This window comes from Pseudomonas sp. GM24 (assembly GCF_000282235.1).
In the GTDB taxonomy this organism is placed as follows: domain Bacteria; phylum Pseudomonadota; class Gammaproteobacteria; order Pseudomonadales; family Pseudomonadaceae; genus Aquipseudomonas.
The window spans coordinates 1-26519 of record NZ_AKJR01000009.1 but is presented as its reverse complement, the minus strand read 5'-3'; the positions used below and the strand labels follow the sequence as shown (position 1 = coordinate 26519).

The following is a 26519-nucleotide window of genomic DNA, read 5'->3' as shown; positions in this document are numbered from 1 at the left end:
CCCAGGCAAATGGAGCAAGACCCTTGATAACCACATCAACCGTCGTCAACTCAGTCGTAGAAAAACTCCGCGCCGCATTGGCCCGTGGCCAGTGGCGCTCCGGCGACATGCTGCCGGGCCAGCGCGAACTGGCCGAACAATTGGGCATCAGCCGCCCGAGCCTGCGCGAAGCAGTGATCGTCCTGGAAACCCTCGGCCTCGTCCGTTCGATGCCGGGCAAAGGCGTGGTCGTGCTCGACGCGCAATTGAGCGATAACCAGAGCCACGACAGCGCGGTGGCCGGCGCCAGCCTCGAAGACGTGCTGCAACTGCGTTATACCCTCGAGCCGTTCATTGTCGGTCTGGTTGCGCAGTCGATCAGCAGCAAGGAAGTCGGCCAGTTGCGCCTGACCCTGATGGACATGCGCGAAGCCCTTGAGGCTGGCGACAGTGAAGCCGGAGTCAGCGCCTACATCGCCTTTCACGAAGAGCTGTTCACCCTGACTTCGAACCCGATTTTCCAGAGCGTCGTGCAGCAGACCAGCAACGCCCTCAAGCAGAGCGCCGAGGTGCTGCGTAATTCTCCAGAACATCTGGCCGAGCGCCTCGAAGAAAACGAAGCGGTGGTCCGCGCCATTCGTAGCAAGAACAGCGCCCAGGCCAGTGCGCAAATGCGTCGGCACATTCTGCGCGAAGGTCAACGGATGGGCATCGAGTTGAACATCCCGGACGACAACTTGAGTCGCTGATTTCTATTGGAGACAGGCCATGAACAGTTTCGCCTCAGCGTCACACACTCGCCAGACCACGACGCCCCTGCCCTTCTCCCGCCTGCGCGAAACGGCAGAGGGTCTTTATCCGCGATTGTTCGATGCGATTCTGGAACAGCGCATCGATTCGAGCAGCCGATTTACCGAGGACAGCTTGAAAGAGATGTTCTGCGCCAGCCGCGCCGATGTGCGGCGGGTGTTGACGCAGTTGTCGCTTGAGCACGTCATTGTGCTGCGGGCCAACCATCGGCCGCGTGTGGCAGCACCTGATCGGGAGCAGACACGACAGGCCCTGCATGCGCGGCGGCTGGCCGAAAGCACGCTGGTACATTTGGCCTGTCAGCGCGCGCAAGCGGAAGGGTTGAAACGCTTGCGCGGGTTGATCGAGCGTGAGCGTCAGGCTGTCGAGCAGGATCGGCGTGGTGCGGCGATTCGCTTGTCCGGGGAGTTTCATCTGCACTTGGCGCAGATGGCGGGGAATGCACCGTTGGCGCATTTTCTCGGCAGTCTGGTGCCGTTGACGTCATTGGCGGTTGCGCGAAGTGAGCGTCAAACGCACAGCTGTTGCGCATGGCAAGAGCATTTGGCATTGGTTGAAGCGGTGGAAAATCGGGATGCTTCCAAGGCCGGGATGCTGATGAATCGGCATCTGGATCATCTTGAGCAGACGTTGCTGGGTTCAGATCGTGAACATTGTGCTGTCGGTTAGATCGCTTTCGCGAGCAGGCTCGCTCCTACATTTGAAACGCGTTCCCCTGTAGGAGTGAGCCTGCTCGCGATGGCGTCATCATTGACACTACAAACCCATCAGGCAGAAGCCACTCTGGCAAACCCCGCCCGAATCTTCTCTTCCGGCAACTCATCAGCAATAAACACAATCACACTTTCCCGCGCCTCACCCTCGGCCCATTCAGTGTCCCAGTCGAAACCGTAAAGCTTCAACACCCCCTGAAACACCAAGCGCCGATCCTCACCCGCAATGTTCAACACGCCTTTGTAACGCAGCAATTGCTTGCCGTGTTCTTCCAGCAGTTCATTCATGAACTCGCTGAGCTGATCGATATCCAGCGGCTGATCTGTGCGCAACACCAGACTGGAAATGCGATCAATCGACGGTGCCTTGCTCACTGGGCGAAGGCTCAATCCGCCGCCAAGATCGGCATTGAGGTTGAAGCCACGCACATCCAGCAGTTCAGCCAGATCAATGTTGCCATGTTCAACCACGCGGACTGGCGCACGACGGTTGATTCGCGTCAGGCGTTCGCTCAACGCGTTGAAAGTCGCCTCGTCCACCAGATCAGTCTTGCTCACCAGCAAGCGGTCGGCGAAACCAATCTGCGCCTGGGCGATGGTCTGGGTCAGGTGCACGTCCGCGTGCGCGGCATCGACCAAGGTGATGATGCCGTCGAGCAGGTAGCGCTCGCGCAGTTCTTCGTCAATAAAGAAGGTCTGCGCCACCGGCGCCGGATCGGCCAGACCGGTGCACTCGATGACCAAGCGATCAAAGGCGATTTCGCCGCTGTCCAGCCGTTCAAGCAGCAGGTAAAGCGCTTTGGTCAGGTCGGTGTGAATGGTGCAGCACACGCAGCCGTTGGCCAGGGTCATGACTTGCACCGGTTCGTCACCCAACAGCTGCGTGTCGATACCGGCGTCACTGAATTCGTTTTCGATCACGGCGATTTTCAGGCCGTGCTCGGCTTTCAAGATATGGCGCAGCAAAGTGGTCTTGCCGGCGCCGAGGAAACCGCTAAGTACCGTGACCGGGATGGGAGAGGACAAAACTCGATCTCCTTCACAAAATGAATAAACAACACAAAAACAACTGTGGGAGCGAGCTTGCTCGCGAAAGCGATGTGTCAGTCAAATCATTCATCAACTGACACTCCGTATTCGCGAGCAGGCTCGCTCCCACAGGGGGATTACCTCAACCTTGCGCTGTCAGCTCAACAGCACTTCGGCCCACCCTTGCCACCGTAACGGGCTTCCTGACGTTCGCGAAAGAACATCTCGTAGCTCATCACCGGTTTGTCCGGGTGCTTGGTTTGCATATGCTCGACGTAGGTGTCGTAGTCGGGCATGCCGACCATCAGGCGCGCGGCCTGACCGAGGTATTTACCGAGGCGACTCAGGTCATTGAACATGCTGCAATCCTCTGGTTACGCATCCGGCAGAGCCTGGAATGGCGATTCTTTATCCGTACGCTCTTTTTTGCCCCAGGCGGCGATGCCGACCTTGAGCGCATAGAACAGGATACTGAAGACCACGAACAGGAACAGCGCCGTCAGCGTTGCGTTGGTGTAAGCGTTGAAGATCACGTGCTGCATCTGCTCGACGCTTTTTGCCGGGGCCAGCACCTGACCATTGGCCAGCGCATCGCTGTACTTCTTGGCCAGCGACAGGAAGCCGATCGCCGGGTTGGCATCGAACAGTTTGATGAAGCCCGCAGTCGTGGTGCAGATCAGCAGCCAAGTGGCTGGCAGCAGGGTGACCCAGATGTAGCGCTGGCGCTTCATTTTGATCAGAACCACGGTGCCGAGCATCAGCGCGATACCGGCCAGCATCTGGTTAGAGATACCGAACAGTGGCCACAGGGTGTTGATGCCGCCCAGTGGATCGATCACGCCCTGGTACAGCAACCAGCCCCACATCGCCACACAACCGGCGGTGGCGATCAGGTTGGCGGTCCACGATTCAGTACGCTTGAGCGCTGGCACGAAAGAGCCGAGCAGATCCTGCAGCATGAAACGACCGGCACGAGTACCGGCGTCGACTGCGGTCAGGATGAACAGCGCTTCGAACAGGATCGCGAAGTGGTACCAGAACGCCATGGTGTTTTCACCCGGCAGGACACTGTGCAGGATCTGCGCGATACCGACCGCCAGGGTCGGCGCACCGCCGGCACGGGCCAGAATGGTGGTTTCGCCAATGTCATGCGCCACGGCTTGCAGCGCTTCCGGCGTGATCGCAAAGCCCCAGCTGGAGACCACTTGCGCAACCGAAGCAACATCACTGCCAACCACAGCGGCCGGGCTGTTCATGGCGAAGTACACGCCAGGCTCGATCACCGAAGCGGCAACCATCGCCATGATGGCGACGAACGACTCCATCAGCATGCCGCCGTAACCGATGTAACGGGCGTTGGTTTCGTTATCCAGCAGCTTCGGCGTGGTGCCCGAAGAAATCAGCGCGTGGAAACCGGAAACCGCACCGCAAGCAATGGTGATGAACAGGAACGGGAACAGACCGCCCTTCCACACCGGGCCAGTGCCATCGACAAACTGGGTCAGCGCCGGCATTTTCAGCTCGGGCATGGTGATCAGAATACCGATCGCCAGGGCGACGATGGTGCCGATCTTGAGGAACGTCGACAGATAGTCACGCGGTGCCAGAATCAGCCAAACAGGCAGCGATGCAGCGACGAAACCGTAACCGACCAGCATCCAGGTAATCTGCACGCCGGTGAAGGTGAACGCCTTGGCCCACACCGGATCAGCGGCAATCTGCCCACCGAGCCAGATCGAACCCAGCAGCAGCAACACACCGACCACGGAGATTTCGCCGATACGGCCCGGGCGGATGTAGCGCATGTAAATGCCCATGAACATCGCGATCGGGATGGTCGCCATCACGGTGAAGATGCCCCACGGGCTCTCGGCCAGCGCTTTAACCACGATCAGCGCCAGCACCGCGAGGATGATGATCATGATCAGGAAGCAGCCGAACAGGGCGATGGTACCGGGAATGCGGCCCATTTCTTCACGCACCATGTCGCCCAGGGAACGGCCGTTGCGCCGGGTCGACATGAACAGAACCATGAAGTCCTGCACCGCGCCCGCCAGCACCACGCCGGCAATCAGCCAGAGCGTGCCAGGCAAGTAGCCCATCTGCGCCGCCAGCACCGGGCCGACCAGAGGTCCGGCGCCCGCGATCGCGGCGAAGTGGTGACCGAAAAGAATGTGTTTGTTGGTCGGCACATAGTCCAGACCATCATTGTTGAGCACGGCGGGGGTCGCCCGACGCGGATCGAGTTGCATCACATTGTTAGCGATGAACAGGCTGTAGTAACGGTACGCAACCAGATAAATGGCCACGGCTGCGACCACGATCCACAAGGCGTTGATCGCCTCGCCGCGGCGCAATGCCACTACGCCCAGGGCGCACGCTCCTACGATTGCCAGCACTAGCCAGGGTAAGTGGCGTAGCAGGCTATTATTATTTTTCATTTTATTATTCCAGCCAGGGTGGACAAGAAAGACAGCCACCCCGAGTTTAGCGCTTACGGCGCCAAAGGCCATACCCCGACGTTGGTCTAGACGCTTTAGCGATTGGCTGGCGCCCGCATTCGCGGTCTATAGTCAGCGAACCTTCATGAGGATTGCGCCATGAGCGAACACCCAGCCAACCGTCGTCGCTTCAAACGTATTGCGTTCGATGCCAGAACCGAGCTGAGTCAGGGCGATTACATCTGGCCGGTCAAGCTGATCGACCTGTCGCTCAAAGGATTGCTGATCGAAAGGCCGGAGCCGTGGTTGGGGGATGCGGAGAAGGATTTTTTCGTCGACATTCACCTGAGCGATGACGTCGATATCAAGATGGATGTGCATCTGGCACACGAAGAAAATAACCAGTTGGGCTTTGTCTGCCGACATATAAGCCTGGAATCGATCCAGCGCTTGCGGCGCCTGATCGAGTTGAATCTGGCGGATGAGGCCGAACTGGAGCGCGAGTTGGCTGCCCTGATCGAAATCTAGAATCCACAATTGAACCCTGTGGGAGCTGGCTTGCCTGCGATAGCGATTTCAGACTCGACGAATATGTCGACGGACAGAACGCAATCGCTGGCAAGCCAGCTCCACAGGTTATGCAGTGAGTTCAAGTTATTCGAAGAGCGCGTCGAGAGCCTGTTCGAGGCGGGTCACGGCAATGATCTGCAGGCCTGGCGGAGATTCCTTCGGCGCATTGCCCTTGGGCACGATCGCCCGTTTGAAGCCATGCTTGGCCGCTTCCTTCAAACGCTCCTGCCCGCTCGGCACCGGCCGCACCTCACCGGACAGCCCCACTTCACCAAATACCAACAGATCATGCGGCAATGGCCGGTTGCGCAGGCTCGACATCACGGCCGCCATCAGCGCCAGGTCTGAAGCCGTCTCCAACACCTTCACCCCACCCACGACGTTGAGGAACACATCCTGATCGTGAGTCGGAATTCCGCCGTGGCGATGCAAAACCGCAAGCAACATCGCCAAACGGTTCTGATCCAGGCCCAACGTCACCCGTCGCGGGTTGGCCAGATGGCTGTCATCGACCAGCGCCTGCACTTCCACCAGCATCGGCCGAGTGCCTTCCCACGTCGCCATGACCACACTGCCCGGGACTTCTTCCTGCGCACGGGTGAGAAAAATCGCCGAAGGGTTGGAGACTTCTTTCAAACCCTTGTCGGTCATGCCGAACACGCCCAATTCGTTGACCGCGCCAAAACGGTTTTTCACCGCGCGCAACAAACGCAGACGCCCATCGGATTCGCCTTCGAAATACAGCACGGTATCGACCATGTGCTCGAGAACCCGCGGACCGGCCAGTGCGCCTTCCTTGGTGACGTGGCCGACGAGGAAAATCGCCGTACCGCTCTGCTTGGCATACCGCACCAGCAGCGCCGCGCTCTCACGCACCTGAGAGACGCCACCGGGAGCCGATTGCAACTGTTCGGTGAAGATCGTCTGGATCGAGTCGATCACCATCACCTTGGGTTTTTCCTGACGGGCCGTGGCGATGATGGTTTCGATGCAGGTTTCGGTCATCACCCGCAGTTGATCCTGCGGCAAGCCGAGGCGCCGGGCACGCATGGCCACTTGCTGTTGGGATTCTTCGCCGGTGACGTACAGGGCGGGCATGCTTTTGGCGAGGTTGCACAGGGTCTGCAACAGGATCGTCGATTTGCCGATCCCCGGATCACCACCGATCAGCACCACCGAACCGTCGACCAAACCGCCGCCAAGGACCCGGTCCAGTTCACCGGACGCGGTGGAGAAGCGCGGAATCTCTTCGATGCTGACTTCGGCCAGGGTCTTGATCTGCGCCTGCTGCCCGGCCCAGCCGGTGCGGCCGGTCGGCGCCGTGGCCCCGCCGCTTTCGATCATGGTTTCAGTCAGGGTGTTCCAGGCGCCGCACTCGCCGCACTGGCCCGCCCATTTGGGAAAGGTTGCGCCGCACTCAGTGCAGCCGTACATGCGCTTGGCCTTGGCCATCTGGATCCCCCGGCAAAAACCGCGATGATAACGCAGCCACCGCTCAGCGCGGCGTGGCGGTGCGGATTTCGCCGTTGGCCAGACGCGCGGCGCTGTTGCCCAACGGATCTTCGGCATTCAGGTCCGCGCCCTTGGCCTTCAGTGCATCGAGCAATTCCAGACGCTTGAACAACCCGGCGTACATCGCCGCCGTCTGCCCGGCACCGTTACGCTGGTCGGGGCTGCAATCGGTGGCCATCAGGCGTCGGGCGATCTGTAGTTCACCTTTGAAAATGGCCCCCATCAGCGCGGTGTTGCCGCGTTGATCCTGGGCACAGGCATCGGCGCCAGCAGCGAGCAAACGTTCCACCGCCGGTGCCTGACCGTGATAGGCCGCCAGAATCAGCGCGGTGTAACCCTTGCTGTCACGAGTGTCGAGGGAATAGCCGGACTCGATGAACGTGTCGAGCATCGGCACATCACCGCGCCGGGCCGCGTCGAAATAGTAGTCCTGTAACTGGGCCTTGATCGCCTCGGGAGTCTGCTCGACCGGTGCCGCCCATGCCGCGAACGACAGACAACCGGCCAACAGTAAAAAACAGATTCGCATAAGCAGTCTCCTTGCGTGGAACGGGGCCTGGCTCAGGCCCCGTGTGCGCTATGTCGGTATCAGTCGACCAATTTGGCCGCCAGCGCCTTGACCCGGCTGAGGTCACCCTTGGCCACTTCCGTGACGCCGGTGCCGTATTCCGGATCGGCCTTATAAAGGAAGGACAGGATGATGTGCTTGCTCTCGTCATCGGTGGTCGCCAGCGAGCCACCGAAGCTGTCGATCAGGTCGCGGCGTTCCTTCTTGCTGAACGAGCGATACAGATCGCCGGCCTGCTTGAAGTTCTGCTCACGCTGGATCTTCGCCTGCTGCGTGCTGCCCGACAGCGCCAACTGGCTGTAACGCGCGCCTGGCGTCTCGTCACGGGGTTGCAGTCGGCTTGGCTGGTAGTTCACACCACTGTTGCTGGCGCCGAAGTTCATCGCGCCATCCTGGTTGCCATTGTTCACGGCAACTTTCGGCGCATTGATCGGCAATTGCAGGGCATTGGCACCCAGGCGATACATTTGTGTATCGGCATAAGAAAACACTCGGCCTTGCAACAAACGGTCTTCAGAGGGTTCGATACCCGGAACAATATTCGCCGGCGCCATGGCCACTTGTTCGGTTTCCTGGAATACATTTGCCGGATTACGGTTCAATACCATTTGTCCAACTTTTCGCTCAGGAATACCTGGCCAGATCTTGGTCGCATCTAATGGATCAAAATCAAACTTGGACAAATCTTGTGGTTTCAGCACTTGAATGTACAAGTCCCATTTCGGGAAGTTACCTTTATTGATGTTGCTCACCAAGTCATTGGTCATGTGACTGTAGTCCTGACCCTGAACTTTCGCGACTTGCTTTGGCGTAAGGTTATTAAGTCCCTGCAAACTCTTCCAGTGGAACTTGACGTAGTGAACTTCGCCCTTGGCGTTAATCAACTTGTAAGCGTGTACGCCGTTGCCGTCCATTTCTCGATAACTGGCAGGCGTTCCCGAGTTCGAATACAACTCGGTCAAGGTACGGGTGGCTTCCGGTACATGGGAGAAGAAATCGAATCGGCGCGAATCGTCATCAAGGTTGGTCCGCGGGTCCGGTTTGAACGCGTGCACCATGTCGGGAAACTTGATCGCGTCGCGGATGAAAAAGGTCGGGAAATTGTTACCGACCAGATCCCAGTTGCCGTCGGCGGTGTAGAACTTGGTGGCGAAACCTCGCGGATCACGCAGGGTTTCCGGCGAGTGATTGCCGTGCACCACCGCAGAGAAACGCACGAACACCGGCGTTGTCTGACCGGCGGCAAAGACCTTGGCCTTGCTCAGGTCGCTGAGATCGTTGGTCACGGTGAAGGTGCCATGGGCGCCGGTACCGCGGGCGTGAACCACACGCTCGGGAATGCGCTCACGGTCGAAACGCTGCAGCTTCTGAATCAGCTGTACATCCTGCAGCAGCACCGGGCCGTTGGCGCCGGCGGTCTGCGAGTTCTGATTGTCGCCGACCGCAGCCCCGTTATCGCGGGTCAGGGGCGCGGCGTTTACGGAGAAGGTCAACAGGCTGGCGGTGAGTACACCGAGGGTGCGGCGACGGGGAAAAGCCCCCAGTCCAAGTGCGGAGTTCATATCAGGATCCTCTGGTTATTTTGGGGCGCATCCAGATGCGCCAAGCCAAGGCTAGAGGCCTGCGACGTCGAACATAAATAGAAAGAACGTAACGCCATGATTGAGAAAATTGGCTGTTCGATCAGCGAGTTACCGTATATTTCGCGCGCGATTGATGGCACTTTGCAAACTAATCGCCGATTGATGTGTCGATAAAAACGGGCATTGTAAGAAGGTGTTTCGCGCAGGACGCGTTTTGCTGATTTACACTGCGTACACCAAACTCATCTGTAACAAGGAAATAACTATGGGCGTGCTAAGTGAGTTCAAGGCCTTCGCGGTCAAAGGCAATGTGGTCGACATGGCCGTCGGTATCATCATCGGTGCGGCCTTCGGCAAGATTGTTTCGTCGTTTGTCGGTGACGTGATCATGCCGCCAATCGGCCTGCTGATCGGTGGGGTGGATTTCAGTGACTTGGCCATCACGCTCAAGGCCGCCGAGGGCAATGCCCCTGCGGTCATGCTGGCTTACGGCAAGTTCATCCAGAGTGTTCTGGACTTCGTGATCGTCGCTTTCGCGATCTTCATGGGCGTCAAAGCCATCAACCGCCTCAAACGCGAAGAAGCCGTGGCCCCTACCCTGCCACCGGTTCCGACCAAGGAAGAAGAGTTGCTCGGCGAGATCCGCGACTTGCTCAAGGCCCAGAACACCCGGCCCTGAATTCTGTGCACGATAGAAACAACGGCGCCTTCGAGGCGCCGTTTGTTTACCAGTAGTTTTCCACCGCCACCTGACCGGGCCGACGCGTCAGGCTTAGGCTCATGTGGCGCTTTTTCAGCAACGCGCGTGTGTCATCGATCATCTGCGGATTGCCGCACAGCATGACCCGTGAGTGCTCCGCCGACAGCGCCACGCCCGCTGCGCGCTCCAGCTCACCGCTTTCAATCAATGTGGTGATGCGCCCGTGCAGTGCACCGGGGTGCGCTTCACGCGTCACCGTGGCGATGAACTGCAATTTGTGCGCGTATTCGCTGAGGTATTCACGCTGCGTAAGTCCGGCAATCAACTCCTGATAAGCCAACTCCCGCGCTTCGCGCACGCTGTACACCAGAATGATGCGCTCGAATTTCTCCCAGACTTCGAAGTCCTGCAGGATCGACAGAAACGGCGCCACCCCGGTGCCTGTGGACAAAAGCCACAGATCGCGCCCGTCGACAAAGCGATCTAGCGTCAGGTAGCCGAATGCCTGGCGATCCACCAGCAAGGTGTCGCCGACCTGCAACCGGCTCAGCTCACTGGTGAACTCCCCGCCCGGCACGACGATGGAAAAGAACTCGAGAAACTCGTCAAAAGGCGACGACACCATCGAATACGCGCGCCACACGATGCTGCCATCGGCTTTGCTCACACCCAGCCTGGCGAACTGCCCGGCGCGGAAGCGGAAACCGGCATCCCGGCTGGTGCGCAGGGTAAACAGGCTCGAGGTCAGGGGTTGGACATCGAGCAACGTCTGCGTGGTGTACTTCTCTGCGCTGGCAGTCATGGGGCACTCCATTGAACGATTGCCGACAGTGTCGCGCAAATTAACTGATCTAAACACTGATGATTGGTAATGACATTCAATCAATTAAGCAAGTCGGCAGTATTATCAGATGACAACATCAATATAAAAATCGCGCATCCTAAGAACGCTTTATGGATATTTGGCTATCTGCAATCTCGAAAAAATTTAAAGCTTATTGTAAGAAACATCCTACACTTCGTTTCGTGCCGGATCCTTTGGATCCATTCGGCGCCCCCCGCAACGCCAATGGAGTGTTCAGAGATGGAAACGTGGAAGGAGTCACAGTTAAAAAGACTGACTTTTGCCAACGGAGTAGAGACTGCCTATCCGATATTATTGCAATTCGCAGAAAATCTCGGATTCAATTTTTGTGCAATTTCAGTTGTTTCACTACATCGCGATATGCCTCTTAAAACCTTTCAAATCAACAACTACCCTGACGAATGGAATTCACAATACGAGAAAAACAATTACAGCAAAGTTGACCCACTAATAGCACACTGCAATCACTCGATGTCACCTATTGTCTGGTGCGAGTCGGTATTCGCAAATACTCGACCGTTATGGCAAGGATTACAGCATCACGGTATGCAACATGGCTGGTCCCAGTCGTTCCATCATGAGCAAAGCGGTTTGTGCAGCATTATCAGCCTGGCGCGCAAACACTGTCCGATCAGTCCTCTGGAGCTGTATGAGCACTTGGTTATATGTTCTACGCCACCAGTCACCTGAGTGAGCTGTTTGCCCGAACCCTGCCGGCAGAGTCCCTCAAACCCCGCCAACCACACCTTTCGCCGCGAGAGCTGGAGGTTCTGCAATTGTCCGCGGGAGGCAAGACAGCCTATGAAATCTCGAAGATCCTCAGCCTGAGCGAGCGCACCGTGAACTACCACGTGCAGAACGTCATCGAGAAGCTCAACGTCTGCAACAAGATTTCCGCTGTCATAGCGGCCGCCAGAGCCGGGATCATCTAGTCGATCCAGCCTTGCCTCCCATAGAAAACTTGCGGGTAATAAAGAAGAAAAAAACGTACCATTCGAGACCCTCCAGAGTGATGACGCGAACGTTAAGCGTTGCATTACACTCGGTCGGTTCCGCTGCACAATGTCAGGGCTGCGGAACACCCCGTTGATTACCCTGAGTTCCCGCCCGATGCCTTTGCTTGATACGCCCTTTGCCCAGCTCGATCTGATCCGCCAGCCTGAACAGCAGAATGAACCGCTGCAAGCCTTCGATGCCGCCGACGAATACCTGCTCAACCATCTGGCGGCGCAGCAACCGATGGCCGACACCCGCGTATTGGTGCTCAACGACAGCTTCGGTGCTTTGGCTGCCAGTCTGTCGGGCAAGGTCAAGGTCAGTAGCAGTGGTGACTCATTCCTGGGTTTTCAGGGGCTGGAGAAAAACCTGCTGCGCAATGGCCAGGCGTTTGACGCTGTTCGCGGGATACCCGCCAGCGAGCCATTGGTCGGACCGTTCGACCGGGTACTGATCCGCGTGCCGAAAACCCTCGCGCTGCTGGAAGAACAATTGATCCGCTTGCAAGGGCAACTCGCACCCGGCGCCGAAGTGATTGCAGCGGCCATGGTCAAACACCTGCCACGCGCTGCCGGTGATCTGCTTGAACGCTACATCGGTCCGGTACAAGCCTCGCTAGCGGTAAAAAAGGCACGGCTGTTGATCGCCACGCCAGAAGCCAAAGCCCCGGCCGTGTCGCCCTACCCTTCGCGATATCGCCTCGACGAGCCGTCGATCGAATTGCTCAACCACGCCAACGTGTTTTGCCGCGAAGGTCTGGACATCGGCACACGTGCCTTCCTCCCGCACCTGCCGAAAAACCTTGGCAGTGCCCGAGTCGCCGATCTGGGCTGCGGTAATGGTGTTCTGGCCATCGCGAGTGCACTACAAAACCCCGATGCGCATTACACACTGGTCGACGAATCGTTCATGGCCGTGCAATCGGCTGCCGAGAACTGGCGCGCAGCGCTGGGCGATCGCGAGGTGATCGTGCGTGCCGGCGACGGTCTGGCCGGTCAGGAAGCGCAATCGCTGGACGTGGTGCTGTGCAATCCGCCGTTCCATCAGCAGCAGGTGGTTGGCGACTTCCTGGCCTGGCGCATGTTCCAGCAGGCGCGCGAAGCACTGGTAGTGGGCGGCGCGCTCTACATCGTCGGCAACCGTCATCTGGGCTACCACAGCAAACTGGCGCGGCTGTTCCGCGGCGTCGAGCAAGTGGCTGCCACGCCGAAATTCGTGATCCTCAAGGCCCGCAAGTAACCTTCAGACAAAAAAAACCCTCCGTGAGGAGGGTTGCAAAGCCGTACCCGAAGGCGCCGGGACGGGGATGATTCAGTGCGTGGTCAAGCCTGCCGCGTTCATGAACATGCGCATCAGGCTGGCGGCGATAAACAGCACGCCGACGCTACCGACCCAGATCAGGGCCAACCAGCCGAGCCGCTGCCACAGCGGTTTCTTTTCGGCTTCTTCAATATCGTGCAAGGAATGTTTGCCGGGCATTGTTTCGATCCTCAGTCAGATCGATGGCGCCGCTGCCGACGCCATCGCGAGCAGCACGCTCCCACAGGTTTAGTGATAACCGTCTTCATGGGTAACCTTGCCGCGGAACACGTAGTAGCTCCAGAAGGTGTAACCGAGGATGAACGGGATGATGAACAGCGTGCCCACCAGCATGAAGCCCTGGCTTTGCGGCGGTGCGGCGGCGTCCCAGATCGAGATCGACGGCGGCACGATGTTCGGCCACAGGCTGATGCCCAAACCGCTGTAGCCGAGGAAGATCAGCACCAGCGTCAGCAGGAACGGCATGTAGTTGGCGTTGCGTGCCACGGCGCGGATCAGACCGTACATCGTCACCAGCACCAGAATCGGCACCGGCATGAACCAGAACAGGTTCGGCATGCTGAACCAGCGGGTGGCAATATCCGGATGAGCCAGCGGCGTCCAGATACTGACAATACCGATCACGGCCAGCAGTACGAAAGCCAATGGCCTTGCCAGGTCATGCATCTGTTCCTGGAGCTTGCCTTCGGTTTTCATGATCAGCCAGGTGCAGCCAAGCAAGGCATAGGCCACCACCAGCGCGGCGCCGCAGAACATTGTGAACGGCGTCAGCCAGTCGAGTGAGCCGCCGGCGAACTGCCGGTTGACCACCGGCAAGCCGTCGATGAACGCGCCCAGCGCCACGCCCTGAAAGAACGTTGCCGCCACCGAGCCGCCGATAAAAGCCTTGTCCCACAGGTGACGCTTGTCATCCTTGGCCTTGAAGCGGAATTCGAACGCTACACCGCGGAAGATCAGACCAATCAGCATGAAAATCAGCGGCAGGTACAGCGCCGACAACACCACCGAATAGGCCAGCGGGAACGCGCCGAACAACGCCGCGCCGCCCAATACCAGCCAGGTTTCGTTGCCGTCCCAGACCGGTGCGACCGTATTCATCATCACGTCACGGTCGACTTTGCCGGGGATGAACGGGAAGAGAATCCCGATCCCCAGGTCGAAGCCGTCCATGACCACGTACATCATGATGCCGAAGATGATGATCACGGCCCAGATCAGCGGAAGATCAATACCCATGATTCAAATCTCCTTGGTCACGCGAATGTCGTCGTCGCCGTGATCGGCATCGGCCGAGTCGTCGGCAGCGGACAACGGACGGGCCGGTGTGCGTTTCTTGCCTGGACCACCGTCGGGCGTTTCCGTGCCCTCGCTGATCTTCGGCCCTTTGCGCACCAGACGCATCATGTAGCCCAGACCTGCGCCGAACAGCGCGAAGTACACCACCACAAACATGATCAGGGTGATGCTCATCTGCATGAAGCTATGGTTGGAGGACGCGTCCGCCGTGCGCATCAGCCCGTAGACCACCCACGGCTGACGACCGATTTCGGTGGTGAACCAGCCAGCGAGAATCGCAATCAGACCGGACGGCCCCATCCACAACGCCAGATACAGGAACGGACGTGAGGTGTAGAGCGTGTCGCGTTTACGCAGCCACAAACTCCACAGACCGGTGAAGATCATCAGGAAACCGAGGCCGACCATGATCCGGAACGACCAGAACACGATGGTCGAATTCGGCCGGTCTTCCGGCGGGAATTCCTTGAGCGCTGGCACCTGTTTGTCCAGCGAGTGGGTGAGGATCAAGCTGCCGAGGTACGGAATCTCCACGGCGTATTTGGTCTTCTCTTCTTTCATGTCCGGCCAGCCGAACAGGATCAGCGGCGTTGCCTCGTCACCGTGGTTTTCCCAGTGACCTTCGATCGCAGCGATTTTTGCCGGTTGGTGCTTGAGCGTATTCAAACCATGAAAGTCGCCGATGACGGCCTGGATCGGCGCGACGATCAGCGCCATCCACATTGCCATCGACAGCATGGTGCGGATCGCCGGGTTGTCCTTGCCGCGCAGCAAGTGCCAGGCCGCCGAGGAGCCGACAAAGAATGCCGTCGCGACGAACGCCGCCGTCGCCATGTGCATCAGGCGATACGGGAACGAAGGGTTGAAAATGATCGCCAGCCAATCGGTGGGAATGACTTGCCCGTTAACAATTTCGAAGCCCTGCGGTGTCTGCATCCAGCTGTTGGAAGCGAGAATCCAGAACGTCGAAATCAGCGTACCGATCGCCACCATGACGGTGGAAAAGAAGTGCAGCCCGCGCCCGACCTTGTTCCAGCCAAACAGCATCACCCCGAGGAAACCGGCCTCAAGGAAGAATGCCGTGAGCACTTCATAAGTCAGCAACGGCCCGGTGACGGCGCCGGCGAAGTCCGAGAAACGGCTCCAGTTGGTGCCGAACTGGTAGGCCATGACCAACCCCGAGACCACGCCCATGCCGAAGTTGACGGCAAAAATCTTCGACCAGAAATGGTAGAGGTCACGGTAGGTGTCGTTGCGGGTTTTCAGCCACAGGCCTTCGAGTACCGCGAGGTAACTCGCCAGGCCGATGGTGATGGCCGGGAACAGGATGTGGAACGAAATGGTGAACGCGAACTGAATTCGGGCGAGATCTAGTGCCTCTAAACCGAACATATGGCTTCCTCTGTCAGGTAATACCGGCTGCGGACCCGGAGGCCTGCACCCACTGCCCCCACGGATATGGAGTGCGGCGAATTCTGATTCGTTCTTTTTAAACAACCATCGCAACGCAGGGAGTCTGGCCAACTGGCCACCGGATCAATTCCTTCTAGGTCTTGATCTGGATCAAGCAACGTTAAAAGAGTAGTCCCATTTTTGCCGATGAACTGCGTGGTCGTTTGCCGCGTGACAAGTTGCCTCATCGGCGTGGCAATGCTCTGCAATGGATTTCTTGCGGCGAGCTTGTGGAAATCGATGTCTGGCTAACTAAATTTTTTGTCATAGCAACTTCCTGTTACAGACTGGTGATAACCTCGCGGTTCCCCCTCGAGCCAGACCTGCCTTCAGATGCCCAGTCAAGAGCCCCTGCTGTTACGTCACCATCGTCCGTTTCTCGCTTTCTGGTTCGCGCGGATTTTTACCGCCAGCGGTTTCCAGATGCTCACCGTGGCGATTGGCTGGAACCTCTACCAATTGACCGGTAACGTCCTCGATCTGGGTCTGGTCGGGCTGGTTGAATTCGCCCCGCGCGTGCTGTTCATGCTGCACACCGGGCATGTCGCCGACCGCTACGACCGGCGCAAAGTCGCGGCGATCTGTCAGTCGTTGCAGGCGTTGATCGCCCTGGCGCTGGCCATCGGCAGCGCCACCGATCACGTCACCCGCGAGATGATCTTCATCCTCGCCTTCCTGCTCGGCGCGGCGCGTTCGTTCGAGATGCCGACCACGCAGGCACTGCTGCCGAGCATCGTGCCCAGCGCGCTGTTTCCTCGGGCAGTGGCGGCGGCGCAGTCAGCGCAGCAGTCGGCAACGATCGTCGCCCCGGCGCTGGGCGGTTTGCTCTATGCATTCGGCAGTGTCTGGGTTTATGGCCCGACAGTGCTGCTCTATGTGATCGCTTGCACGCTGATGCTCAACCTGCCCGCGCGGCAAACGCCGCTGAATAAAGGCAAAGCCACACTGGATTCGTTGCTCGCGGGGATTCGTTTCATTCGCAGCCGCCCGGACATTCTCGGGGCGATTTCGCTGGATCTGTTTGCGGTGTTGCTCGGCGGCGCCACGGCGCTGCTGCCGGTATTTGCCAAAGACATTCTGCTGACCGGGCCGTGGGGCCTCGGGTTGCTGCGTTCGGCACCGGCGGTCGGCGCATTGGGCATGTCGCTGTTCCTCGCGCGATTTGCCGTGGAACGCAATGTTGGCCGGGTGATGTTCACCGCGGTTGGGGTGTTTGGCGTCGCGACCATTGCCTTCGGCCTGTCGACCTCGTTCTGGTTTTCGCTGGCGGTGCTGGTGGTGCTCGGCGCGGCGGACATGATCAGCATGGTCATCCGCGCGTCTTTCGTGCAGTTGGAAACCCCGGACGAAATGCGTGGCCGGGTCAGCGCGGTGAACGGGCTGTTTATCGGCGCTTCAAACCAGTTGGGCGAATTCGAATCCGGCGTCACCGCCCACTGGTTCGGCACGGTGCCGGCGGTGGTGATGGGCGGGATCGGCACGCTGGTGGTGACGGGGACGTGGATCAAGTTGTTTCCGACGCTGGCTAACCGCGATCGGATGCATGTGCCGGTGGAAGAGGTGAAGGTCTGAAGCGATCCAGACCTACAACTCCCCCGCCACTTTCGCTCGCAAGGCCTTGCCGCCCAGTTGCTCGACCAGCGTCAAGGCAAATTCCAGCGCAGCGCTGGAGCCTTGTGCGGTGATGCAGTTGCCGTCGACCACCACCGGTTGATCAACAAACGTACAGCCCGAGAGTTGATGGCTGGCGCTGGGCAGGCAGGTCATGCGCCGCTGGCGCAGCACGCCGAAGGTTTGCAGGGCGACGGCCGGGGATTCGGCGATGGCGGCGAACAGGCGTCCGGCGCTGGCCTGATCCTTGAGCAACTGTTGCAGAGGTTGGTGCGCGGCCAGGTGTTGTGAACCGACAACACCGCCGGGCAGGACGATCAGGTCAAAGGTTTGCGCCAGCACATCGACCAGCATGCCGTCGGCGGTCAGGCGTGTGCCACGCGCGCAGGTCAGCATGCGTCGTCCTTCAATACTGGCGGCCACCACTTCGATACCGGCGCGGCGCAGCACGTCGATCAGGGTCACGCTTTGCAGATCATCGATGCCCTCGGCGAGGGTAATCAGGGCTCTAAAGGTCATGGGCGTTATCCGCTGGGTGATGCTTAAAGCGTAGTCAGCTTCAACCGGATCGCGCTGCAGCAGCCGTTACTTGATGTAAAGCTGAGTCGACATCGTGTTGCGCGGCGCATTGATCGAGGTGTTGCTGAAGGTGAAGGTGCCTTCCTGCTTGCCCGCCAGATCGAAGGTATAAAGAGAACCGACGGTTTTATTACCGGGGGTGCATTCGGTCAGGTTGCCGTTATCAAAGGCACACACCGGGGCACGGGTGCCGTTCACTTCAAAGCCGTCCAGTGCGACCTGAGGCTGACTCTTGCCGTAGCCGACTTCGAGCACGTAGACCTTGATATTCGGTCCGCTGTGATTGCACTGGGTCTGCGCCTGGCCATCGGCGATGTCTTCAAGACCACAGGCTGGCGATTGCACCTTGATCACTTTCACTTGCGTCAACGGTGGCGCCGATGCCGCCCAGGCTGTCGACATCCCGGCCATCAGTACGGCAATCAAACCCAAAACCTTCATCCAGCACTTGCTCATGCGCTTCCCGCCCCGAAAAAATCAGCGCGCAGTATGGCGCAGTTGGCGTCAACGCAAAACTTCGCCGACGATCGACACCAACAACCGCCATATTCCTCACGCTGCTGGTATGATGCGCGGCTTTTTCCGGCCCACCACAATTTTCCAGGCGCTTGCGACGGTCTGTGCTTTGCTGTTGAGGTCGATACATTCACGGCGCCACGCGCGCCACGGGGAGCAGACATGCTGGAAAGGCTGTTTCAACTCAAGGCACACAACACCAACGTGCGCACCGAGATTCTCGCGGGCATCACGACTTTCTTGGCCATGGCCTACATCCTGTTCGTCAACCCGAGCATTCTCGGCGAGACCGGCATGGACAAAGGTGCGGTGTTTGTCGCCACCTGCCTGGCGGCTGCGATCGGTTCGACGATCATGGGCCTGATCGCCAACTACCCGATTGCCCTCGCTCCGGGCATGGGCCTGAACGCCTTCTTCACCTACACCGTGGTCTTGCACATGGGTCACACCTGGCAAGTGGCGCTGGGCGCGGTATTCATCTCGGCGGTGTGCTTTTTCCTGCTGTCGATCTTCCGCATCCGTGAATGGATCATCAACAGCATTCCGCTGCCGCTGCGCTCGGCGATTGCCGCCGGTATCGGCCTGTTCCTGGCGTTGATCGCCCTGCACAACGCTGGCATCGTGGTCAGCAACCCGGCGACCATGGTCGGCCTCGGTGACCTGAAAGCCCCGGCCCCAATCCTCGCCACCCTCGGCTTCGCTCTGATCGTCGCGCTCGAAGCGCTGAAAGTGCGCGGTGCGGTACTGATCGGCATTCTGGCAGTGACCATCATTTCCATCGCGATGGGCTTCACCCCGTTCAACGGCGTGACTTCGATGCCACCTTCGCTGGCGCCGACCTTCATGCAACTGGACATCAAAGGCGCACTGGACATCGGTCTGGTCAGCGTGATCTTCGCCTTCCTGTTCGTCGACCTGTTCGACAACTCCGGCACCCTGATCGGCGTCGCCAAACGCGCCGGCCTGATGGGCAAGGACGGCCACATGCCGAAAATGGGCCGCGCCCTGATCGCTGACAGCACTGCGGCCATGGCCGGTTCGTTGCTGGGTACGTCGACCACCACCAGTTACATCGAATCCGCTGCCGGCGTGAGTGCGGGCGGGCGTACTGGTCTGACGGCCATCGTCGTGGCGATTCTGTTCCTGCTGGCGCTGTTTTTCTCGCCACTGGCGGCCAGCGTTCCGGCCTTCGCCACCGCGCCAGCGCTGCTGTTCGTCGCCGTGTTGATGACTTCCGGTCTGGCGGAAATAGACTGGGACGACATCACCGTCGCCGCACCGGTTGTCGTGACCGCGCTGGCCATGCCGTTCACTTACTCGATCGCCAACGGCATCGCGTTTGGTTTCATCGCCTGGACCGTGATCAAGCTGCTGTCCGGCCGCGCTCGTGAGCTGAACCCGGCGCTGGTGATTCTGTCGATTCTGTTTGTGATCAAGTTGGGTTGGTTCAACGCATGACTTTCGATTCCCAGGCTTACGCCGAGCAACTAGAAGCCAAGGTCACGCGCTTGCGTGATCTGCTGGCGCCGTTCGATGCCCCCGAGCCAACGGTGTTCGATTCGCCGCTGCAGAACTTCCGTCTGCGCGCCGAATTCCGCCTGTGGCGCGAGGGTGGCGAGCGGCATTACGCGATGTTCGCTCAGGACGACAAACGCACGCCGATCCTCATTGAAGAATTCCCGATCGCCAGCCTGCGCATCAACCAGTTGATGCCGCAGCTGAAAGCGGCGTGGCAGGCCAGTTCAGCGTTGAGCCACAAGTTGTTTCAGGTCGAGTTCCTGACCACGCTGGCCGGCGATGCAATGATCACCCTGTGCTATCACCGCCCGCTGGACGCGCACTGGCATGCCGCTGCGACCCAGTTGTCGGCAGATCTGGGCGTCAGCATCATTGGTCGCTCGAAGGGCAAACGCGAAGTACTTGGCCTCGATTACGTGGTCGAGAAGCTCGACGTCGGCGGTCGCACCTTCAGCTATCGCCAGCCGGAAGGCGCGTTCACCCAGCCTAACGGCACGGTGAACCAGAAGATGCTCAACTGGGCGTACGAAGCACTGGGCGATCGTACCGATGACTTGCTGGAGTTGTACTGCGGCAACGGCAACTTCACCCTGCCACTCGCCACGCGCGTGCGCAAAGTGCTGGCCACCGAAATCAGCAAGACCTCGGTCAACGCCGCACTGAGCAACCTCAGCGAAAACGCTGTGGACAACGTCACCCTGGTGCGTTTGTCCGCCGAAGAGCTGACCGAAGCGCTCAACGACGTGCGCCCGTTCCGCCGCCTGCAGGGTATCGACCTGAAGAGCTACGAATTCGGCAGCGTCTTCGTCGACCCGCCGCGCGCTGGCATGGATCCGGACACCTGCGAGCTGACCCGGCGCTTCGACAACATCCTGTACATCTCCTGCAACCCGGAAACCCTGGCAGCCAACATCGCCCAGTTGCACGACACGCACCGCATTACCACGTGCGCGTTGTTTGACCAGTTCCCGTGGACGCATCACATGGAATCGGGTGTGTTGCTGACCCGGCGTTGATGGCCGATGCCGGATGCGAAAAAGCCGTCGTGATTGACGGCTTTTTTGTGGGCGCTCACTAAGCGGGATCGACCTTACGCGGACGCCCGCCCTTTTTGCCATTCGCCCGCGCGGCTTCGGACTTTGCGGCACTGCTTTGACGACCGTTACGCGATGCAACTACCGACGCAGCCATCTTCATGAGTGACGGGCTCGCTGAAATCATTCCGGCAATGGAAACGTCAAGGTCTTTGCCCTCATGGCAAAGCGCAGTGCCTGCGAATCCGACTGTCAGCCCCTCGTAATCGCCTGCATCAAACCCGTCAAACTCTGGATACTGGTTCACCGGAAGCAACACACCGCTGCCATCCTCAAAACGGATGACCAAAGATGATTTTTCAAAGCACACAGAAACAGCTTGGAAACTGCTGGCCTGTCGTACTTCACCAAGCTTTATGGCTGCATCGAGCATTTCTTCCGTCAGTGGTCGATGTACGGACGGCTTTGCCTTAATGACTTTCATAAATGGATTTCAACTCCTTCCAGTTTGCCAACCAATGTCAGAAGCAACTTGTCTTCTTCTGGTTCGTAGCGCGCCGCAGCGATCCTGTAAGTCGTATCGGTAACCAGTTTCATCACGGGTACCTCGTTTGATTCGCAGTCCCACACTTGATTGCCGAGACAGACGGTTTGCAAACCTGACCACCAGATCCCTCGTGCGCGACGCAGATGAACGGGATGTCCCAACGATCGACACAAACCCTCCAATACAGCCATCGTCGGTCGACGAGACAGCGGCACGACATCCCACAGATCAATGTCGTTGTGCCAAAAGCTGAAATGGAATCGCGCACTCCAGGCGCCCGCATTTACATGAGCGTGCGGTGGGCAATGCTCATTCCGCAACATTACGCGTATCGACAATCCCTTGTAATTGCATACGTTCATGCTAACCCATCCGTTAGGTTAATAAATTTCAGGATTCGATACTCCTTTCAAATCCGACGACCGGTGCCGTAGAACGCAAGCGGCTCCGCTCTGCTCTCAGGCTAGCGCCGGCATGGGCAGGAGTCGGTAAATCTTCGAGGGAAAACGTAAGCAAAGCTGTCGTTACGATTCGAACAACATTAAGTAAGAAATAGCCTTGGTGCGATTACCGAACACAAAAATCCTGGGCTCAGGCACTTCGATTGACCATGGTAACCATCTAGTACATTTTATCTCCACAGGCTGAAACTCGGCCAAAGCTAAAAACAATAAGTGGAGTTACCCCTCATGCCCCCTATCGTTCTGGTGCTCAACGGCCCGAACCTGAACCTGCTCGGCACCCGCGAGCCGGCGACTTATGGTCACGAAACCCTGGCGGACATCTCGGCGTTGTGCGGTCGCGCTGGCGAAGAATTCGGCCTGGCCGTGGAATTTCGCCAGACCAATCACGAAGGCGAACTGCTTGACTGGATACACGCCGCCCGTGGTCGCTGCGCCGGGATCGTGATCAATCCGGCGGCGTGGACGCACACCTCGGTAGCGATTCGCGATGCGCTGGTGGCCAGTGAGTTGCCGGTGATCGAAGTACACCTGTCCAACGTCCACGCCCGCGAACCGTTTCGTCATCACTCGTTTGTCTCGGCGATTGCCACAGCGGTAATGGCCGGTTTTGGCAGTCACGGCTATCGACTGGCACTGGAACATTTCAGCCAGCGGCTGAAGGGGTAACGCGCATGTCTCGCTCTAACGTAATACTCGCAGGACTGATCGGCGCCGGCATTCAGGCCTCGCGCACGCCGGCGCTGCATGAGCACGAAGGCGATGCCCAAGGCCTACGTTATCTGTACCGACTGATCGATCTCGATCAGTTGAAAATGGATAGCACCGCCCTGCCCGACCTGTTGCTGGCGGCCGAGCGGATGAATTACACCGGGCTGAACATCACCTTCCCGTGCAAGCAGGCAATCATCCCGCTGCTCGATGAGCTGTCGCCGGAAGCCAAGGGCATCGGCGCCGTGAACACGGTGGTGCTGAAGGATGGCAAACGTGTCGGCCACAACACCGACTGCCTCGGTTTTGCCGAAGGTTTTCGTCGGGGCTTGAAGGACGCTGCCCGTGAGCGCGTTGTGCAGATGGGCGCTGGCGGCGCTGGCGCGGCAGTGGCCCACGCGCTGTTGAGCGAAGGCGTACAGCAACTGAGCATTTTTGACGTCGACAGTGAGCGCGCCGAGAGCCTGGCGAACAATCTCAATCAGCATTTCGGTTTTGGTCGTGCGGTGGCCGGTCGGGATCTGCCGAGCACGCTGAATCTGGCCGACGGTCTGGTCAATACCACGCCCATGGGCATGGCCAAACTGCCGGGCATGCCGGTACCGGTCGAACTGCTGCGCAAGGAATTGTGGGTGGCGGAGATTGTGTATTTCCCGCTGGAAACCGAACTGCTGCGCAATGCCCGCGCGCTCGGCTGCCGGACGCTGGACGGCGGCAATATGGCGGTGTTTCAGGCGGTGAAGGCGTTTGAGTTGTTCAGTGGCATGGTGCCGGATGCGCAGCGGATGCTCGCGCATTTTCAAAGCATGAATGGCTGAACGCTTTCCCCCTGTGGGAGCGAGCCTGCTCGCGAAAGCGGTGTGTCAGGCAACTAATGTGTTAGCTGACGGTACGCCATCGCGAGCAGGCTCACTCCTACAGGGGAGCTGTGTCAGGCTTGCAGGTAGCGCAACACCGACTCGCAAATCATCTCGCGATGCCGCTGCTTGATGCTTTCATCCGGTAGATCGATCTGGAAAATCTCGCCAAACGTGTGCCGGTTCGATACGCGATAGAAGCAGAACGAACTGATCAGCAAATGCACATCCAGAGCATCCAGCCCGGCACGGAACACACCCTCTTCAGCGCCCCGACGCAGAATCTCGCCGAGCGAATCGAGGATGGTGTTGTTCATCGCCTTGATCGCATCGGAACGCTTCACGTATTCAGCGTTGTGGATGTTTTCGATGCTGACGATGCGCACGAAATCGACGTTGCGATCATGGTGATCGAAGGTGAATTCGACCAGTCGGCGAATCGCGTCCACCGGCGCCAGCTCGGCCAGGTGCAGACGGCTTTCAGTGCTGCGGATATCACCGTAAAGCTTCTCCAGCACCTCAACGTACAACTGCTCCTTACTGCCGAAGTAGTAATAGATCATGCGTTTTGAGGTGTGGATGCGCTCGGCAATCGCATCAACGCGAGCGCCGGACAAACCCTGCTGGACGAACTCGACGATCGCCTCCTGCAGGATATTCTCGCGGGTCTTTTCCGGGTTGTTCTTGCGACTCTTGCGCGGCTCTACGGCGGACACTTCAGGAGCTGCGGAAAGTTCTGTATTCATCGTCATTGCGGGCTCACGGCCATCACTGCACAGGCGGCGATTATGGGCCGCGCAGCACAGTGAAGGAAGCCGCGCGGCCCGTGTTTAATCCCGCGTTTACGAATTTCCTACAACTTCGCCTGGCGCACAGCGCCACTGCGTGATTTGGCCATCGCCGCCAGACGCACCGCGACGTTCGCCGCGCCATACCCGGCATAGCCGTTCTTGCGCTGGATGATCTCGAAGAAGAAGCGCCCTTCGAACGGTTCGGTGTAGACGTGGAACAGCTCACCGCCCTGCGCATCACGGTCGTACAACACGTTGTAATACGCCAGTTCGCTGAGAAATTCGTCGTCGAAATCGAACCGCGCGGCGAGGTCATCGTAATAGTTGAGCGGAATATCCAGCAACGGTACGCCAGCCTCTTTGGCGCGACTCACTTCGGCGAAGATGTCGTCACAATCGAAGGCGATGTGGTGCACACCGGAGCCGCGATAACTCGACAGCGCATGGGAAATGGCGGTGTTGCGGTTCTCGGAAATGTTCAGCGGCAAGCGGATCGAACTGTCGCGACTGCGCAGTGCACGGCTTTTCACCAGACCGTACGGATCGGGCAGTACCACTTCATCGTCCGCCTCGAAATCCAGCAGGCTCTTGTAGAACAGCACCCAACTGTCGAGGCTGTCGGCCGGCAGCGCCATGGCCATGTGGTCGATACGTTTAAGGCCGCCACGGGCCGGCGCATCTGCCAGCAGATTGAAATCGGTGCCGTAGACGTCGGCCTGTTCATCCACCAGATAAATCAGGCTGCCGTCCGGCGCGCGCACCGCTGCCAGCTCCAGTTCATTGGGGCCGACCAGTCCGCGATAAGGCTGACCTTTGTAGGCGACAGCGCGGGCCAGCGCACTGGCGCTGTCCTTGACCCGCACGGCGGTGGCGCACAGCGACGGGCCGTGAGCCTCGAAAAAGCTGTGAGCAAACGAATACGGTTCGGAGTTGAGGATCAGGTTGATGTCGCCCTGACGCAGCAGGCTCACACTCTTGGAACGATGCTGCCCGGCCTTGACGAAACCGAGGCGCTCCAGCCAGTTCGACAGTTTGGCGCCGAGGCTCTCGTCTACGGCAAACTCAAGAAACTCGATGCCGTTGTACTCGCTGGCCTTCGGTGTTTCGAAAAGGATTTCACGGTTGGCCACAGGTTGGGCTGCCTGCTCCAGACGCTGACGGGTCTTCTCTTCCAGATACAGCAGCGAGCGCAAACCGTCGGCGGCATTGGCCCTTGGTGGCGCGGCGCGGAAGCCGTCGTTGAAGATTTCCAGCGACAGCGGGCCGGTGTAGCCGCTCTGGATGATCGGCGCGAGGAAGCCCGGCAGATCGAATTCGCCCTGTCCCGGGAAGCAGCGGAAATGCCGGCTCCACTCCAGCACGTCCATGGCCAGAATCGGCGCGTCTGCCATCTGTACGAAGAAGATCTTGTCACCGGGAATGTCGGCGATGGCGCGGGGATCGCCCTTCAGCGACAACGTATGAAAGCTGTCGAGCAACACGCCCAGGCTCGGGTGATCGGCTTGGCGCACGATGTCCCAGACCTGTTGATAAGTGTTGACGTGACGGCCCCAGGCCAGTGCTTCGTAACCGATGCGCAAACCACGCGCACCGGCGTGTTCAGCCAGCAGCCGCAGGTCATCGACTAGAATTTGTTGATCGCCGACGCTGTCGGCCGAGGCGTTACTGCAGACCAGCACCAGATCGGTGCCCAGTTCCTGCATCAGGTCGAACTTGCGCTCGGCCCGCTCGAGATTGCGCGCGAGGCGATCACGACGGCAGCCTTCGAAATCGCGGAACGGCTGAAACAGAGTGATGGCGATGCCGAGGTCGGCGCACATCTGTTTAATTTCCCGTGGACTGCCGTCGTAGTACAGGAGGTCGTTTTCGAAAATCTCCACCCCGTCGAACCCGGCGGCGGCAATGGCTTCGAGTTTTTCCGGCAGGGTGCCGCTCAAGGAAACGGTGGCAATGGAACGCTGCATGTTTCAACTCCCGGACTGCGCCGCTTTATCTTTACTGTAGGAGCTGCCGCAGGCTGCGATCGTTTGATCTTTCTTCGTGAAAACAGAATCAACAGA

26 protein-coding genes and 1 pseudogene are annotated in these 26519 nt (G+C 58.9%); 11 read left to right on the top strand and 16 right to left on the bottom strand.

All coding sequences use genetic code 11. From position 1 onward, the window contains the following. The first annotated feature begins 23 nt into the window (after window positions 1-23). Together PMI23_RS00735 and PMI23_RS00730 are read left to right on the top strand one after the other, a co-directional pair. Window positions 24-728: a FadR/GntR family transcriptional regulator gene (locus PMI23_RS00735; protein WP_007909780.1), complete on the top strand. Its 705-nt coding sequence runs from the start codon at window positions 24-26 to the stop codon at window positions 726-728. A 19-nt stretch (window positions 729-747) separates the two neighbouring features. Continuing rightward, window positions 748-1458 (top strand): GntR family transcriptional regulator, encoded by a 711-nt coding sequence (locus tag PMI23_RS00730; protein ID WP_007909779.1) that lies wholly within the window; start codon window positions 748-750, stop codon window positions 1456-1458. A 98-nt stretch (window positions 1459-1556) separates the two neighbouring features. Here PMI23_RS00730 and yjiA read toward each other — a convergent pair whose 3' ends face one another. The 3 genes from yjiA to PMI23_RS00715 form a co-directional block, all read right to left on the bottom strand. Then, entirely contained in the window at window positions 1557-2528 is a 972-nt protein-coding gene (gene yjiA / locus PMI23_RS00725; protein ID WP_007909778.1) for a GTPase, read from the bottom strand. A gap of 164 nt (window positions 2529-2692) precedes the next feature. Further along, window positions 2693-2890 (bottom strand): YbdD/YjiX family protein, encoded by a 198-nt coding sequence (locus tag PMI23_RS00720; RefSeq protein ID WP_003228401.1) that lies wholly within the window; start codon window positions 2888-2890, stop codon window positions 2693-2695. Between the two features lie 15 nt (window positions 2891-2905). Continuing rightward, window positions 2906-4972: a carbon starvation CstA family protein gene (locus PMI23_RS00715; protein ID WP_007909776.1), complete on the bottom strand. Its 2067-nt coding sequence runs from the start codon at window positions 4970-4972 to the stop codon at window positions 2906-2908. A 159-nt stretch (window positions 4973-5131) separates the two neighbouring features. On the opposite strand from PMI23_RS00715, the gene PMI23_RS00710 reads away from it, so the two are divergent. Then, window positions 5132-5500 carry a PilZ domain-containing protein gene (locus PMI23_RS00710; protein ID WP_007909775.1) on the top strand — a complete coding sequence of 123 codons (369 nt, stop codon included), beginning with the start codon at window positions 5132-5134 and terminating at the stop codon, window positions 5498-5500. Between the two features lie 126 nt (window positions 5501-5626). On the opposite strand, the gene radA is transcribed toward PMI23_RS00710, so the two are convergent. From radA to katB, 3 genes are read right to left on the bottom strand one after another with little or no spacing between them, the layout of a single operon-like run. Then, a complete protein-coding gene (gene radA / locus PMI23_RS00705; protein WP_007909773.1) occupies window positions 5627-6994 on the bottom strand; it encodes a DNA repair protein RadA in 1368 nt (455 codons plus the stop codon). Between the two features lie 43 nt (window positions 6995-7037). Then, window positions 7038-7583 carry an ankyrin repeat domain-containing protein gene (locus PMI23_RS00700; RefSeq protein ID WP_007909772.1) on the bottom strand — a complete coding sequence of 182 codons (546 nt, stop codon included), beginning with the start codon at window positions 7581-7583 and terminating at the stop codon, window positions 7038-7040. Window positions 7584-7642: 59 nt separating this feature from the next. Beyond that, entirely contained in the window at window positions 7643-9184 is a 1542-nt protein-coding gene (gene katB / locus PMI23_RS00695) for a catalase KatB (protein ID WP_007909771.1), read from the bottom strand. A gap of 286 nt (window positions 9185-9470) precedes the next feature. On the opposite strand from katB, the gene mscL reads away from it, so the two are divergent. Next, window positions 9471-9884, top strand: a complete 414-nt coding sequence (gene mscL, locus PMI23_RS00690) for a large-conductance mechanosensitive channel protein MscL (protein WP_007909770.1) — start codon at window positions 9471-9473, stop codon at window positions 9882-9884. Between the two features lie 46 nt (window positions 9885-9930). Here the strand turns inward: mscL and PMI23_RS00685 are convergent, their stop codons facing one another. Continuing rightward, window positions 9931-10707, bottom strand: a complete 777-nt coding sequence (locus PMI23_RS00685) for a ferredoxin--NADP reductase (protein ID WP_007909769.1) — start codon at window positions 10705-10707, stop codon at window positions 9931-9933. 282 nt (window positions 10708-10989) lie between these two features. On the opposite strand from PMI23_RS00685, the pseudogene PMI23_RS29825 reads away from it, so the two are divergent. Together PMI23_RS29825 and PMI23_RS00675 are read left to right on the top strand one after the other, a co-directional pair. Further along, window positions 10990-11702 (top strand): annotated as a pseudogene (locus tag PMI23_RS29825) (autoinducer binding domain-containing protein). Between the two features lie 178 nt (window positions 11703-11880). Further along, the gene (locus PMI23_RS00675; protein ID WP_007909753.1) at window positions 11881-13005 is read left to right on the top strand and encodes a methyltransferase; all 1125 of its coding nucleotides are present in this window, start codon (window positions 11881-11883) and stop codon (window positions 13003-13005) included. Window positions 13006-13077: 72 nt separating this feature from the next. Here the strand turns inward: PMI23_RS00675 and PMI23_RS29105 are convergent, their stop codons facing one another. The 3 genes from PMI23_RS29105 to PMI23_RS00665 form a co-directional block, all read right to left on the bottom strand. Further along, the gene (locus PMI23_RS29105) at window positions 13078-13245 is read right to left on the bottom strand and encodes a DUF2474 domain-containing protein (RefSeq protein ID WP_007909751.1); all 168 of its coding nucleotides are present in this window, start codon (window positions 13243-13245) and stop codon (window positions 13078-13080) included. Window positions 13246-13314: 69 nt separating this feature from the next. Further along, window positions 13315-14322: a cytochrome d ubiquinol oxidase subunit II gene (gene cydB / locus PMI23_RS00670; protein ID WP_007909749.1), complete on the bottom strand. Its 1008-nt coding sequence runs from the start codon at window positions 14320-14322 to the stop codon at window positions 13315-13317. A gap of 3 nt (window positions 14323-14325) precedes the next feature. Beyond that, entirely contained in the window at window positions 14326-15774 is a 1449-nt protein-coding gene (locus tag PMI23_RS00665; RefSeq protein ID WP_007909747.1) for a cytochrome ubiquinol oxidase subunit I, read from the bottom strand. Between the two features lie 393 nt (window positions 15775-16167). On the opposite strand from PMI23_RS00665, the gene PMI23_RS00660 reads away from it, so the two are divergent. Continuing rightward, a complete protein-coding gene (locus tag PMI23_RS00660; protein WP_007909739.1) occupies window positions 16168-17406 on the top strand; it encodes an MFS transporter in 1239 nt (412 codons plus the stop codon). A 12-nt stretch (window positions 17407-17418) separates the two neighbouring features. On the opposite strand, the gene PMI23_RS00655 is transcribed toward PMI23_RS00660, so the two are convergent. Further along, entirely contained in the window at window positions 17419-17964 is a 546-nt protein-coding gene (locus PMI23_RS00655; RefSeq protein WP_007909737.1) for a DJ-1 family glyoxalase III, read from the bottom strand. 66 nt (window positions 17965-18030) lie between these two features. After that, entirely contained in the window at window positions 18031-18480 is a 450-nt protein-coding gene (locus tag PMI23_RS00650) for a DUF4879 domain-containing protein (protein WP_007909735.1), read from the bottom strand. A 222-nt stretch (window positions 18481-18702) separates the two neighbouring features. Between PMI23_RS00650 and PMI23_RS00645 the strand changes: the two genes are divergently transcribed. Both PMI23_RS00645 and trmA read left to right on the top strand, forming a co-directional pair. Beyond that, on the top strand, window positions 18703-19998 hold the full coding sequence (locus PMI23_RS00645) for an NCS2 family permease (protein ID WP_007909733.1): 1296 nt from the start codon (window positions 18703-18705) through the stop codon (window positions 19996-19998). Then, complete coding sequence (trmA, locus tag PMI23_RS00640) at window positions 19995-21074, top strand: tRNA (uridine(54)-C5)-methyltransferase TrmA (protein ID WP_007909731.1); 1080 nt, start codon at window positions 19995-19997, stop codon at window positions 21072-21074. The genes PMI23_RS00645 and trmA overlap by 4 nt, the downstream gene beginning before the upstream one ends. A gap of 58 nt (window positions 21075-21132) precedes the next feature. Here the strand turns inward: trmA and PMI23_RS00635 are convergent, their stop codons facing one another. Both PMI23_RS00635 and PMI23_RS29100 read right to left on the bottom strand, forming a co-directional pair. Beyond that, complete coding sequence (locus PMI23_RS00635; protein WP_042704861.1) at window positions 21133-21576, bottom strand: DUF2442 domain-containing protein; 444 nt, start codon at window positions 21574-21576, stop codon at window positions 21133-21135. Beyond that, entirely contained in the window at window positions 21573-22001 is a 429-nt protein-coding gene (locus tag PMI23_RS29100; RefSeq protein ID WP_081498730.1) for a DUF4160 domain-containing protein, read from the bottom strand. The genes PMI23_RS00635 and PMI23_RS29100 overlap by 4 nt, the downstream gene beginning before the upstream one ends. A 327-nt stretch (window positions 22002-22328) precedes the next feature. Here PMI23_RS29100 and aroQ point away from each other — a divergent pair, with 327 nt between their 5' ends. Both aroQ and PMI23_RS00625 read left to right on the top strand, forming a co-directional pair. Further along, entirely contained in the window at window positions 22329-22769 is a 441-nt protein-coding gene (aroQ, locus tag PMI23_RS00630; RefSeq protein WP_007909727.1) for a type II 3-dehydroquinate dehydratase, read from the top strand. A 5-nt stretch (window positions 22770-22774) separates the two neighbouring features. Next, window positions 22775-23629 (top strand): shikimate dehydrogenase, encoded by an 855-nt coding sequence (locus tag PMI23_RS00625; RefSeq protein WP_007909726.1) that lies wholly within the window; start codon window positions 22775-22777, stop codon window positions 23627-23629. A 113-nt stretch (window positions 23630-23742) separates the two neighbouring features. Here the strand turns inward: PMI23_RS00625 and PMI23_RS00620 are convergent, their stop codons facing one another. Further along, a complete protein-coding gene (locus PMI23_RS00620; RefSeq protein WP_007909725.1) occupies window positions 23743-24420 on the bottom strand; it encodes a TetR family transcriptional regulator in 678 nt (225 codons plus the stop codon). A 101-nt stretch (window positions 24421-24521) separates the two neighbouring features. Continuing rightward, complete coding sequence (quiC, locus tag PMI23_RS00615) at window positions 24522-26423, bottom strand: 3-dehydroshikimate dehydratase QuiC (protein ID WP_007909724.1); 1902 nt, start codon at window positions 26421-26423, stop codon at window positions 24522-24524. Window positions 26424-26519: the final 96 nt, after the last annotated feature.

Coding starts and splice junctions, on each gene's coding strand:
- PMI23_RS00730 (WP_007909779.1), top strand. CDS start 748: ATGAACAGTTTCGCCTCAGCGTCACACACTCGCCAGACCACGACGCCC.
- PMI23_RS00720 (WP_003228401.1), bottom strand. CDS start 2,890: ATGTTCAATGACCTGAGTCGCCTCGGTAAATACCTCGGTCAGGCCGCG.
- PMI23_RS00715 (WP_007909776.1), bottom strand. CDS start 4,972: ATGAAAAATAATAATAGCCTGCTACGCCACTTACCCTGGCTAGTGCTG.
- PMI23_RS00710 (WP_007909775.1), top strand. CDS start 5,132: ATGAGCGAACACCCAGCCAACCGTCGTCGCTTCAAACGTATTGCGTTC.
- radA (WP_007909773.1), bottom strand. CDS start 6,994: ATGGCCAAGGCCAAGCGCATGTACGGCTGCACTGAGTGCGGCGCAACC.
- PMI23_RS00700 (WP_007909772.1), bottom strand. CDS start 7,583: ATGCGAATCTGTTTTTTACTGTTGGCCGGTTGTCTGTCGTTCGCGGCA.
- katB (WP_007909771.1), bottom strand. CDS start 9,184: ATGAACTCCGCACTTGGACTGGGGGCTTTTCCCCGTCGCCGCACCCTC.
- mscL (WP_007909770.1), top strand. CDS start 9,471: ATGGGCGTGCTAAGTGAGTTCAAGGCCTTCGCGGTCAAAGGCAATGTG.
- PMI23_RS00685 (WP_007909769.1), bottom strand. CDS start 10,707: ATGACTGCCAGCGCAGAGAAGTACACCACGCAGACGTTGCTCGATGTC.
- PMI23_RS00675 (WP_007909753.1), top strand. CDS start 11,881: ATGCCTTTGCTTGATACGCCCTTTGCCCAGCTCGATCTGATCCGCCAG.
- PMI23_RS29105 (WP_007909751.1), bottom strand. CDS start 13,245: ATGCCCGGCAAACATTCCTTGCACGATATTGAAGAAGCCGAAAAGAAA.
- cydB (WP_007909749.1), bottom strand. CDS start 14,322: ATGGGTATTGATCTTCCGCTGATCTGGGCCGTGATCATCATCTTCGGC.
- PMI23_RS00665 (WP_007909747.1), bottom strand. CDS start 15,774: ATGTTCGGTTTAGAGGCACTAGATCTCGCCCGAATTCAGTTCGCGTTC.
- PMI23_RS00660 (WP_007909739.1), top strand. CDS start 16,168: ATGCCCAGTCAAGAGCCCCTGCTGTTACGTCACCATCGTCCGTTTCTC.
- PMI23_RS00655 (WP_007909737.1), bottom strand. CDS start 17,964: ATGACCTTTAGAGCCCTGATTACCCTCGCCGAGGGCATCGATGATCTG.
- PMI23_RS00650 (WP_007909735.1), bottom strand. CDS start 18,480: ATGAGCAAGTGCTGGATGAAGGTTTTGGGTTTGATTGCCGTACTGATG.
- PMI23_RS00645 (WP_007909733.1), top strand. CDS start 18,703: ATGCTGGAAAGGCTGTTTCAACTCAAGGCACACAACACCAACGTGCGC.
- trmA (WP_007909731.1), top strand. CDS start 19,995: ATGACTTTCGATTCCCAGGCTTACGCCGAGCAACTAGAAGCCAAGGTC.
- PMI23_RS00635 (WP_042704861.1), bottom strand. CDS start 21,576: ATGAAAGTCATTAAGGCAAAGCCGTCCGTACATCGACCACTGACGGAA.
- PMI23_RS29100 (WP_081498730.1), bottom strand. CDS start 22,001: ATGAACGTATGCAATTACAAGGGATTGTCGATACGCGTAATGTTGCGG.
- aroQ (WP_007909727.1), top strand. CDS start 22,329: ATGCCCCCTATCGTTCTGGTGCTCAACGGCCCGAACCTGAACCTGCTC.
- PMI23_RS00625 (WP_007909726.1), top strand. CDS start 22,775: ATGTCTCGCTCTAACGTAATACTCGCAGGACTGATCGGCGCCGGCATT.
- PMI23_RS00620 (WP_007909725.1), bottom strand. CDS start 24,420: ATGACGATGAATACAGAACTTTCCGCAGCTCCTGAAGTGTCCGCCGTA.
- quiC (WP_007909724.1), bottom strand. CDS start 26,423: ATGCAGCGTTCCATTGCCACCGTTTCCTTGAGCGGCACCCTGCCGGAA.